Annotated in this window: 11 protein-coding genes; 10 read left to right on the top strand and 1 reads right to left on the bottom strand. The window is 61.8% G+C overall.

Annotation, left to right across the window (positions count from 1 at the left end; translation table 11 throughout):
• Positions 1 to 17 precede the first annotated feature (17 nt).
• The 10 genes from D6Z24_RS14915 to D6Z24_RS14870 all read left to right on the top strand — a co-directional run bounded on the left by D6Z24_RS14915 (position 18) and on the right by D6Z24_RS14870 (position 7535).
• Complete coding sequence (locus tag D6Z24_RS14915; RefSeq protein ID WP_129127388.1) at positions 18 to 518, top strand: SH3 domain-containing protein; 501 nt, start codon at positions 18 to 20, stop codon at positions 516 to 518.
• Between the two features lie 12 nt (positions 519 to 530).
• Positions 531 to 1421 carry a M48 family metalloprotease gene (locus D6Z24_RS14910; protein WP_129127387.1) on the top strand — a complete coding sequence of 297 codons (891 nt, stop codon included), beginning with the start codon at positions 531 to 533 and terminating at the stop codon, positions 1419 to 1421.
• Positions 1422 to 1761: 340 nt separating this feature from the next.
• On the top strand, positions 1762 to 2715 hold the full coding sequence (locus D6Z24_RS14905) for an ABC transporter substrate-binding protein (RefSeq protein ID WP_281275035.1): 954 nt from the start codon (positions 1762 to 1764) through the stop codon (positions 2713 to 2715).
• Positions 2712 to 4658 carry a sensor histidine kinase gene (locus D6Z24_RS14900; RefSeq protein ID WP_129127385.1) on the top strand — a complete coding sequence of 649 codons (1947 nt, stop codon included), beginning with the start codon at positions 2712 to 2714 and terminating at the stop codon, positions 4656 to 4658. Before D6Z24_RS14905 ends, D6Z24_RS14900 begins: the two co-directional genes overlap by 4 nt.
• A 12-nt stretch (positions 4659 to 4670) precedes the next feature.
• Positions 4671 to 5321, top strand: a complete 651-nt coding sequence (locus D6Z24_RS14895) for a response regulator transcription factor (protein WP_129127384.1) — start codon at positions 4671 to 4673, stop codon at positions 5319 to 5321.
• A 111-nt stretch (positions 5322 to 5432) separates the two neighbouring features.
• Entirely contained in the window at positions 5433 to 5660 is a 228-nt protein-coding gene (locus D6Z24_RS14890) for a hypothetical protein (protein ID WP_129127383.1), read from the top strand.
• 238 nt (positions 5661 to 5898) lie between these two features.
• Positions 5899 to 6078, top strand: a complete 180-nt coding sequence (locus D6Z24_RS14885) for a CsbD family protein (protein WP_129127382.1) — start codon at positions 5899 to 5901, stop codon at positions 6076 to 6078.
• Between the two features lie 152 nt (positions 6079 to 6230).
• The gene (locus D6Z24_RS14880; protein WP_129127381.1) at positions 6231 to 6422 is read left to right on the top strand and encodes a Thivi_2564 family membrane protein; all 192 of its coding nucleotides are present in this window, start codon (positions 6231 to 6233) and stop codon (positions 6420 to 6422) included.
• 57 nt (positions 6423 to 6479) lie between these two features.
• On the top strand, positions 6480 to 6629 hold the full coding sequence (locus D6Z24_RS14875) for a lmo0937 family membrane protein (RefSeq protein WP_129127380.1): 150 nt from the start codon (positions 6480 to 6482) through the stop codon (positions 6627 to 6629).
• Positions 6630 to 6710: 81 nt separating this feature from the next.
• On the top strand, positions 6711 to 7535 hold the full coding sequence (locus D6Z24_RS14870) for a hypothetical protein (RefSeq protein WP_246014683.1): 825 nt from the start codon (positions 6711 to 6713) through the stop codon (positions 7533 to 7535).
• 74 nt (positions 7536 to 7609) lie between these two features.
• On the opposite strand, the gene D6Z24_RS14865 is transcribed toward D6Z24_RS14870, so the two are convergent.
• Positions 7610 to 10186, bottom strand: a complete 2577-nt coding sequence (locus D6Z24_RS14865; RefSeq protein WP_129127378.1) for a sensor domain-containing protein — start codon at positions 10184 to 10186, stop codon at positions 7610 to 7612.
• Positions 10187 to 10218 lie beyond the last annotated feature (32 nt).

Below are 10218 nucleotides of genomic sequence, written 5' to 3'. Positions count from 1 at the left end.
CCATAACGGAGGTGACCATGAAAAAAACGGTTTTCGCCGCCCTGCTCCTTTTGGCGGCGGCCACGGCGTTCGGCGCCGAAAAGCGCTGGGTGGTGAGCGAAGGGACCACGTTGAAGAGCGAGCAGTCGGTAAGTGCTGCGAACCTGGCGGACCTGCCGGTGGGGGCCGAACTCACGCTGGTCGAGGACGGGGGGCGCTGGCTCAAGGTGCAGACCGCCGACGGCAAGGAAGGGTGGGTCTACGCGGGGCGGGTCGCCGACGCGGCGCCGGTCGCCGAGGTGGGTGGCGGCGACGGACTTCTCGGCGGCACCATGCAGCAAAGCCAGATAAACACCGCGAAGGCGGACAGCGCCCGCAGCATCCGCGGCCTTTCCCCGGAGACTGCCGCGTACGCGAAACAGCACGGCACGCCGGAAGGGCTCAAGAAGGAGCTGGACCGGATCCTCGCCCGCAAGGTTTCCGACAAAGATGTCAAAGCCTTCCTCAAGGAAGGAAAAATCGGCGAGTACGCCCGCTAAAGGAGGATGCCCATGAAAAGACTGATCGTTTCCCTTGCGGCTCTCTCCTGCCTCGCCGCGGTGCCGGCCCACGCCGGATGGCAGGACAAGCTGAACAACCTGATGAACCCCGAGTCCAAGGAGGGGAAGATCCTCTCCGGTGCGACCCAGGTGCTCTCCTCGTCGCAGGAGATGACTTACCAGACCGAGTGCACCGTCGGCGAGAGCCTCGCCCTCGACAGCATGCAGCGCTTTGGCAAGCCGGTGAACAACGAGGCGCTGCAGAAGTACGTGAACCTGGTCGGCAACGCCGTGGCGCGCAACAGCCGCCGCTCCACGATCCCGTACCGCTTCGTGGTGCTGGACAACCCGGTGCAAAACGCCTTCGCCGCACCCGGCGGCATCGTCTTCATCAGCCGGGGGCTTTTGAACCTCCTGGACAACGAGGCGGAACTCGCGGCGGTCCTCGCCCACGAGGTCGGGCACGTGGCGGAGAAGCACGCCCTGAAGAGCACCAGGCGCGCCCAGTTCCTGCAGGGGGCGGCGGCGATCACCGCGGCGACCATGAAGGGGAGCAAGGGGCAGCAGTTCGAGTCGATGATCGGCGACATGCAGTCGACCCTCTTCGACAAGGGGCTCGACCAGGGTATGGAGTTCGAGGCGGACCAGGCTGCCCTGGAGACCACCTACCGTACCGGCTACGATCCTTCCGCCATGATGACCGTGCTCGAAAAGCTCAAGCGCCAGGAGGCGACCGCGGCGAAGAACGGTTCCTGGTTCTCGACCCACCCGCCGCTCGACGAGCGCATGGCGCGGGTTGCCGCAGGTCTTAAGAAGTATCCGGACCGCGCGTCGCTTGCCAAGCTGCCGGCGCGTTTCGCGAAGTACGTCAAGGGGGGGAAGGCTTCCAAAACGACAAAGTGACGGCCGACTGTCAAAGTTTATGAAAATATGCTTTGATAGCGGCAAACACCAAAGAAAGGGCAGGCTTTGGCCTGCCCTTTTTTCGTTCAGCGACGCTATTTTACTCAATATGCTGTATTTGATGCAGGGAGTGCTAAAATTAATTGCACTTTGTTAGCTACTCGTCATATTATTCACCGGTAGTTTGCCGGTCTTTGACGTTGTAGAGACCGTGCAGACACTTTCGGCCGCCTCCTGTGAAAGAATGGGGGGAACCTTCCTGCAGCCTTGCTGAGCATGCGCCGATCACGAGGAGTGGATACTGAGAGTCGCGCTGATACTGATACTGTGTCTGCTTGTTTTGGGCTGCAAAGGTCAGCGCCCACCCGAGGCACACCCGCCCATTCCCTTGCGTCTGGCCTGGGCCAACTTGCACGACTGCTCGCTGGTGCAGCTTGCCGCCGCCAAGGGGTTCTTTAAGGAGGCGGGGCTTGCCGTCCAGGTGCTGCCCTGCGGCTACGGCAAGGAGGCGTTGCAGGCGGTGCTGGATGGTAAGGCCGATCTCGCCACCGTCGCCGAAACGCCACTCATGTTCGCCGTCCTCGGTGGGCAGAAGCTCTCGGTGATCGGCAGCATCTATACCTCGAACAAGAAAAACGGCATCGTCGCACGCAGGAAAAGCGGTATCTCCGCCCCAGGAGATCTGAAGAACAAGCGCATCGCCTTCACGCAGGGAACCACCTCCCACATATTTCTCTCCTCTTTCCTGACCGCCAATCACCTGGCCATGGATGAGGTGACACCGGTTGACTTGGCCCCGGAACAGATGCAGGAGGCCATTCTTTCGGGGAGGGTGGACGCGGTCTCCACCTGGGACCCCACTGGCAAGATCATCGCCGAGAGGATGGGGACTGAAGGGGTGGAGCTGAACGATCCTCACATCTATACCGAGACTTTCGTTATTGCAGGTCACTCCTCGTTTGTGAACGGCAACCAGGAGGCGATGCGGCGCATGTTGCGTGCTCTGCTCCGGGCCGAAGAGTTCGCGGTGCGTCACCCGCAGGAGGCCCAGGCCATCGTCTTTGCGGACCTTAAGCTTTCACCGGCACTGGTTGCCGAGTTGTGGGGGGAGGGCTCATGCACCGTGGCCTTGGACCACGCCCTGATCCTGGCGCTTGAGGAGGAGACCCGCTGGGCGGCGAAGCACCGCTTGGCGAAGAACGTACAGATGCCGAACTTCCTGGAAGTCATTGATCCGCGCCCATTGCTGTCGGTGAAGCCAAATGCCGTCGACCCACAGGTGCTCAGACCGTGACCTTTGCCCGCAGGCTCAAAGTAAGCGCGTTCCTGTCCCTCACGCTGTTGCTGATCGTGGCCTCGCTGCTCGCGTGGACGAGCAGAGAGCTGCACCTGGCCGGGGAGAAGCACGCACTCGCCGACCGTATCCAAGCGCTGGTGTTCCAGCGAGCCACTTTGCGCGATGAATACTTCCTGTACGGTGTAGAGCGGGCGAGGCTGCAGTGGTTCTCTCTCACGGAGAAGACCGCGCACCTGGTAGGTATGGGGCATCGGGAGTTCGGAGACAAAGAGTCGCGTGAGGCGATGAAGCGGTTGACTCGCGACCTCGCCGAATCGCAGCTCATATCGCGGCGCCTCGCTGAGCGGATGCGGGGGCTTTCCGGGGTTGATCCTGCCTTCGTGCACCACGACGAGTTTGCAGGCCGTCTGTACAGCCAGATCATGCTCAAGGACTCGTCGCTGCAGCAGGAAGCGGTGAGTCTGCAGAAGTCGGCCCGCGAGAGGTTCGAGCAGGCGACGCAGCGCATGATCACCCTGACTCTGGTGCTGGTGTTCCTCATGGCGCTCGGGACCATCGTGAACTCCGGCTACCTGAACACCGTGCTGCATCGTCGCATGATAGCGGTCAAGGAGGCCGCCGACCAGGTCGCCGCGGGGAACCTGGAGCACCGCATCCCCGCGGAGGGGACCGACGAACTGGCCGAGATGAGCCGGGTCTTCAACAACGTGACCCAGCAGGTGCAGGATTACACCAAGGCGCTGCACGACAGCGAGCAGCGCTACCGGATGCAGTTGCAGGAACTAGCCAACGTCTACACCCACACCCCGGTCGGCCTTTTCGTCGTGGACCGGGACCTCAGGTTCCTGCGCCTTAACGAGCGCCTGGCCGAGATGAACTGCAAGAGCATCTGCGAGCATGTGGGGCGCACCATCGACGAGGTCCTGCCGCCGGAGATCACCTCCCAGCTCAAGGAGATCTGGCGGCCGGTGCTCGAGGGGGGCGAGTGCATCCGTAACGTCGAGTTGCATGGAAGGACGGATGCCTCCCAAAAGCAGCCGCGCCACTGGCTGGCGAACTACCAGCCGATTCTCTCCGCGGGAGGGGAGGTGACCGGTCTCATGGGTGTGGTGCTGGACATCACCGAACGCAAGGCGGCCGAGGAGATGATGGTCGGGGCGCGCCGGCAGCTCGAGGAAGAGGTGCAGCAACGCACGGCGAAACTGCAGCTCACCAATAAGCACCTGCTGCAAGAGATAAAGATCAGGAAGAAGGTGGAGGTCGAGCTCCTAAAGCAGCAGCAAAAACTCCAGGATATGGCGCTCGATCTCGCCATGGCCGAGGAGCGGGAGCGCGACCGCATCGCAAGCGAGCTGCACGACCAGGTGGGGCAGCGGCTCATCCTGGCGAAGATCAAGCTGGACGCCCTCGCGAGCAACGTGCCGACCGGCGAGTGCGAGACCGAGGCCGAGGGGATCGGTGGGCTCATCGAGCAGACCCTGCAGGACATCAGGTCGCTCACCTTCCAGTTGCGGCCCCCGCTTCTTGCGAGCGCCGGGCTCGAGGCGGCGCTTCGCTGGCTGGGCGAGGAGCTCTACGCCGACTTCGGGCTGCAGGTCGAATTCAGCGACGACGGCAAGGAGAAAACCCTGCGCTACGAGATCCGCTCGACGGTGTTCCAGGCGGTCAGGGAACTGATGCTCAACGTCGCCAAGCATGCCGGCACCATGCAGTGCCGCGTCGCAATCCTGCGCTCCAACGACTTCCTGGTGGTCCAGGTGGACGACGACGGCGTCGGGCTGAATGGGGACGCGGCCGCGAAAGGGGCGACCAGGGAAGGCGGCTTCGGGCTTTTGAACGTAAGGCAGAAAATAGAACACCTGGGAGGGGCCTTTTCCATAGTCGGCAAGGCTGCCGGCGGAACCCTGGCCACGGTAACGGTGCCGCTTGACGGTTTTTAGAGGAGGAGAGAAATGAAGATGAAGATTTTGATCGCCGATGACCATGCCATCGTCCGGCAGGGGCTGCGCGCATTGATCGACAAGGAAGAGGATATGATGGTGAGCGCGGAAGCCGGGACCGGCGCCGAGGCGATCAGCCTGACGCGCAAGGAGCGCCCGGACGTCATCGTGATGGACATATCGATGCCGGACGTGAACGGCATCGACGCCACGCGCAGCATCATGGCCGAGTTCCCCGAGGTGAAGGTGCTGGCGCTCTCCATGGAGTCCGACCGCCGTTTCGTGGTGGAGGTCCTTAAGGCGGGTGCAAACGGCTACGTCCTCAAGGATGCGGCCTTCGCAGAGCTCGCGAGCGCGATTAGGGCCGTCGCCGCCGGGGAAACCTACCTTCCACCTAGGGTGACCACCCTCCTCATCAAGGAGTACCTGCAGCGCATCCCGGACGAGGTGCCCGCCACCTATGAGAACCTCTCCGCGCGTGAAAGGGAGATCCTGCAACTGATCGCCAACGGCAGCAACGCGAAAGAGATCGCCTTCGCCTTCGGCGTAAGCGTAAAGACGGTGGAGAACCAGCGGCACAGCATCATGAAGAAGCTGGACCTCTTCAGCATAGCGGAACTCACCAAGTACGCGGTGAGGCAGGGGCTGACATCGCTTAAGTGACGATGTGAGTCCTCGTATACGTCACTGCTTATTGACCTATTTATTTGTGCGGGCGCTTCACTTAATACTGGCTCTGTTATGGCTTAGCCATCACTGCGCCAGGAGTGAAGCATGCCCGATCAGGAACAAGAGAAGGAAAAGGACGCAAGCCAGGCTGCCGATGCCGAAGCTTCGGAGGAATGCCCGACGACTTGCCGCACCAATGCGCTCGTTGATAGCTTCTCCATCTGCCTTGTGAAGAACCGTTTCTGTGAGCATGCGCTCGCCTTCGGGCATCAGTTCCTGTGCCGTCACCCGCACCACGCCAAATTCTCCGTCCCACAGAAAAAGAAGAAGTAACCTCCCCCCGTTTTCCTTTCCGGAAAGAGCCGGCACTGCCGGCCGCTCTCCTTTGCACCCCTTGCTCCCTCTTGACAGCAAAAGTCGGCACTATACACTTTGTCGGGTTTGATTGGTGTTGTTTAATGTTGCCTATGCGCGATTCACAGTTGCCGGCGCGTCGATCGCCAGCAGAGCGACCGCAGTCACCGACCAGCCAGCACCTTCCGGCACAAAGGTATCGCTCAGGAGGTACACCATGAAAGCGAGCACGAAAGACCAGAGCAAAGGAAAACTGCAGGAACTGAAGGGTCAAGCAAAAGAAACGGTCGGGAAGACCACCCGTAATGTCTCCATGGAACACCAAGGCAGGGGGGAAAAGATAACCGGCAAGATTCAGAAAGACGTCGGTAAGGCGGAGAAGGATCTGGAGAAATAGCGCCACACCTGGCCTGCCACCGGGTGGAAACAGTGCCGGAGTGCCGGCCGCCGCTCTCCCCGGGGCGGCGGTGGCTGCGGTCGCTCTGCTGGCGATCGGGGATGCCCTGCAAAGGGCGAAGGTCAGCCGGACCGAAAGAGGAGGTGTTCGTCATGCCCTTGGTGCACGTGCTGCTCGTTCTCATCGTGGTCGGCGTCCTGCTGTGGCTCGTTAATACCTTCATCCCCATGGCTGGGTCGATCAAGTCCATTCTCAACGCCGTTGTCGTCATCGTTGTGGTTCTCTGGCTTTTGAACGTCTTCGGGTTGATGGAAAACCTCACCAGGCTGAGGGTTGGGAAGTAACAGCAGCTGCCGGATCGTTGGAACGGTCGGGCCGAAAGCTTTCCGGCGGAGGTGGACATGCTCAAGGCAATCATCGTGATACTGCTCGTTGTGTGGTTGATCGGCCTGGTGACCCACTATACCTTCGGCGGATACCTCCATCTGCTGCTTGGGATTGCCGGGATACTTGTTATACTGAACCTGATCCTGAAGCAACGACCGCTGTGACAGTTTTAACCGTCGTCATCGATATCCATTGAGCCGGGTCAACCCGGCCTTTTCTTGAAAGGAGGACCGACCGTGAAACGGATGCCAGCAGCAGTAGCAGTTCTTCTCCTTGCCGCCCTGCCGGCCTTTGCCGCCGACAAACCCGCCCCGGTCTACGGGGACATGCCCCAGATGAAGGATGCGGTGCCCGGCTCGCCGGGTTACATCATGAAAGGCCCCATGCGGAGGGAGATGACGCGTACTCCGGAGCACCTGCTCATGATGGCCTACCACAGAAACGTGGCCAACTTCGCCCAGCTGCTCTATGCCGCCGCCGACGCGGGGGCGCCCGTGGCACCGCAGCTCGCGCGGGTTGCCGTCGCTGAGATGCGGCGCAGCGTGGAGGAGATGGAAAAATACCGCGCCGGAATGCAGCTTCCGCCGCAGCGGCAGAAGATGATGGAACAGCACCTGATCGACGTGAAGATGCACCTGAGGGCGTTGGAGGATCTGGTGCGCGCCGACCGTATCGATGCGGCCCAGGTGAAGAGCCATCTCGAACCGCTCGTGGCCGGGTACCGCCAGGGCGGTTGCGGGCTCATGCCGGGGCGCTCCGCCCAGGGGATGGGGCCGCGTGGTGGCGCCCCCGGCATGCGCGGCATGATGATGGAAAGGATGCTCGATAAGGCGAAGGAACAGGACGAGGATCTCGAGGAGCTCCTGCAGGAGCTCGACCAGGCTCCGGCCGACAAAAAGCTCGACCTCGTGGTGGAGACGGTCAAGAGGATGGCCCAGCAACGTGCCGAGATGACCGAGGAGATGGAGCGTAACCACGAAGAGATGATGCGGATGCTTCAGCCCGGCGCCCCTCCCATGCAGGGGAGCGATGATGAAGGGGATGGCGGGGGGGAAGAGGACGAGGATTAGGCAGGTACCGATCAGGTGTGCCGGAAGGGAAAAAAAGAGGCCGGCGGGGATCACCCTGCCGGCCTCTTGCCGTTTCAGTGCTGCTTCATCTGTTCCCGGCCGCGCGGGTTGTGGAGGAAGTTCGCGTTCTGCTTTAAAAGCGCCGTCATCTTCGGGACCGGCAGCGGGCGGCTGAAGTAGTACCCCTGCGCCTCTTCGCTCCCCTCGGCCTGCAGCCAGGCCAGCTGGGAAGCGTTTTCGACCCCCTCGGCGATCACCTTGAGCTGCATGCTGCGACCGATCGAGATCACGGCGCGTACCACGGCGGCGTTGTCCTGGTCACGGGCTATGTTCCGGATGAAGGACTGGTCGATCTTCAGCTTGTCCACAGGAAGCTTCTTCAGATAGCTGAGGCTCGAGTAGCCGATGCCGAAGTCGTCTATGGAGAGTTGCAGTCCGAGCGCCTTCATCGCCGCCATGCTCCCTAAGACCCTTTGCGGGTCGCTCATGATGGTCGCCTCGGTGAGTTCCAGCTCCAGGCATTCCGGCGGGATGCCGGTCTCGAGAAGGGATGCCTCGACGGTCTCCTCGAAATCGCGATGCTGGAAGAAGCTCGCCGAGAGGTTGACCGCCGCGGAGACATGCCCGATGCCCTGTTGCTGCCACTGCTGAATCTGGCGGCAGACCGTGGGGATGATCCACTTGCTGATCTGGTGCAAAAGGCCGCTCTCCTCGGCGATGGTGATGAACTCCTCGGGCATGATGAGGCCGCGCACCGGGTGCTGCCACCGGATCAGGGCCTCCATGCCGCTGAAGTGCCCGGATACGAGATCCACCTTGGGCTGGTAGTGCAGCACGAACTCCTCATGCTCGAGCGCCCGGCGCAGTTCCGCTTCCACGGCGAAACGCTCGTGCGCCATCTGGTTCAGGCGCGGCGTGAAGTACTGGAAGTTGTTCCCGCCGGTTTTCTTGGCGTGGTACATGGCAATGTCGGCGTGCTTCAAAAGGGCCAGGTAATCCCTGCCGTCCTCCGGGAAGATGCTGATGCCGATGCTCGGGGTGACCATGATGTTGGTCCCCTGCAGCGGGAAGCCGGCGTTGATGATCTTCTCGGCGACGAGCGTGGTCTCGGTCACGCCGCAGTCCCAGAGCACCACGACGAATTCGTCCCCCCCAAGCCGCGCCACGACGTCGCAGGAGCGGGTGCAGTCGCTCAGCTTTCGCGCCACGGACTGCAGCAGCCGGTCCCCCACGTCGTGTCCCATCGAGTCGTTGATCTGCTTGAAACCGTCGATGTCGAGAAACAAAAGCGCCACGTTGCGCCTGTTCTTCATGGCGACCGAGATGACCTGCTCGATCTTGGCGTAGAGGGTGCTGCGGTTTGGTAGCTTGGTGAGCGGGTCGTGGTGCGCCAGGAAGAAGATGTTCTCCTCGGCCCTCTTGATGTCGGTGATGTCCAGGATGAAACCGTCCAGCCTGGAGATGCTGACCTTTTCACCCTTCCTCGCCCGCTGCACGGCGCAGTTGTTCAGGATCCAGCGCACCGAACCGTCCTTGTGCACGATGCGGTGCCGGATCGGTTCCTGGTCCTCACCGGCAAAGATGCTGTTCAGGAACTGCACCACCTGGTTTCGGTCCTCCTCGTGGATCATGGTGAACCACAAAAGCGGGTCCTTGTAGTATTCCTCGGGGGTGTAGCCGGTGATGTCCAGGCACTTCGGGCTGTGGTAGACCGACTTGATGTCGCCGTTTTCGAAGCGGACGCTGTATACGTACTCGTTTATGTTGCTCACGATGGTGCGGCACTGCTCCTCGCTTTTAAGGAGCGCGTCCTCCGCATTCTTCCTGATGGTGATGTCGCGGATGTTGAACTGCAGCACCGTCGTGTGGTCCACCCGGTAGCTGTTGCTGATTACCTCGACCGCGATGTTGCGACCGTCCTGCGTCTCCAGGTGCTGGTCGATGTTGTGCATGAAGTCGGCGTGGTGCAGCATGGCGAACTCGGTCTGGTCCGAGGCGATGGCGCTCAGCGACGGAACGGTCCAGAGCTTGTGGCCGACCAGTTGTTCTCTTCCGCAACCGAGCATGCGGAGCAGGGAAGGGTTGACGTCGCTGATCTCGCCGCTTGCCGCATCGACGATCATGATGCCGTCCTTGGCCGCCTCGAAAAGCCCACGGTAGCGCGCTTCCGAGACTTGGAGCGCCTCGGCGGCTCCCCTCAACTCGGTGATGTCCACCAGGGCCAGCCGGTACTCCCACCCTTCGCGGCAGGAACGTGCCTCGATACGCACCTGCGGTGCCTGGGCACCGTCCAGTGCGAGCGTCACCTCACTGCTGGCCCGTGCGCCTGGGACGGAGAGGTGGCTGAAAAGGGACGTGAGGGCGTGGTGGGAGGAGTCGTCGACGAGTTCTTCGAAGCGGCGCCCCAGCAAGGTGTCGCGGTCGCCACCGAGGAGGGCGGCGCCGGTCTGGTTTATCGCGCGGATCACCCCGAAGCGGTCCAGGGTGAGGTGCGCAATGGGGGCGGCTTCGTAGAGGTCGGTATATAACTTCAATTCCGCGGCGAGCGCCTTACGCGGCAGGTGGTTCGCCTTGAAATTGGTCCTTTTTGCCTCGTTTCTGCTATCGGAACTGTTCCCGGAGCTTTTGGTGTCTGATACTGCACCGCTCATGGGTTCCTCCGTGCTCTCAAGCCCCGGGGGGC

Source organism: Geomonas oryzae (assembly GCF_004117875.1).
GTDB lineage: Bacteria > Desulfobacterota > Desulfuromonadia > Geobacterales > Geobacteraceae > Geomonas > Geomonas oryzae.
Note: the sequence above shows the minus strand (reverse complement) of the source record. Positions and strands in the feature narration are given on the sequence as shown.

Excerpts from the sequence above, each read along its gene's own strand:
- D6Z24_RS14915 (WP_129127388.1), top strand. The coding sequence starts at position 18 with ATGAAAAAAACGGTTTTCGCCGCCCTGCTCCTTTTGGCGGCGGCCACG.
- D6Z24_RS14910 (WP_129127387.1), top strand. The coding sequence starts at position 531 with ATGAAAAGACTGATCGTTTCCCTTGCGGCTCTCTCCTGCCTCGCCGCG.
- D6Z24_RS14895 (WP_129127384.1), top strand. The coding sequence starts at position 4,671 with ATGAAGATGAAGATTTTGATCGCCGATGACCATGCCATCGTCCGGCAG.
- D6Z24_RS14890 (WP_129127383.1), top strand. The coding sequence starts at position 5,433 with ATGCCCGATCAGGAACAAGAGAAGGAAAAGGACGCAAGCCAGGCTGCC.
- D6Z24_RS14885 (WP_129127382.1), top strand. The coding sequence starts at position 5,899 with ATGAAAGCGAGCACGAAAGACCAGAGCAAAGGAAAACTGCAGGAACTG.
- D6Z24_RS14880 (WP_129127381.1), top strand. The coding sequence starts at position 6,231 with ATGCCCTTGGTGCACGTGCTGCTCGTTCTCATCGTGGTCGGCGTCCTG.
- D6Z24_RS14875 (WP_129127380.1), top strand. The coding sequence starts at position 6,480 with ATGCTCAAGGCAATCATCGTGATACTGCTCGTTGTGTGGTTGATCGGC.
- D6Z24_RS14870 (WP_246014683.1), top strand. The coding sequence starts at position 6,711 with ATGCCAGCAGCAGTAGCAGTTCTTCTCCTTGCCGCCCTGCCGGCCTTT.
- D6Z24_RS14865 (WP_129127378.1), bottom strand. The coding sequence starts at position 10,186 with ATGAGCGGTGCAGTATCAGACACCAAAAGCTCCGGGAACAGTTCCGAT.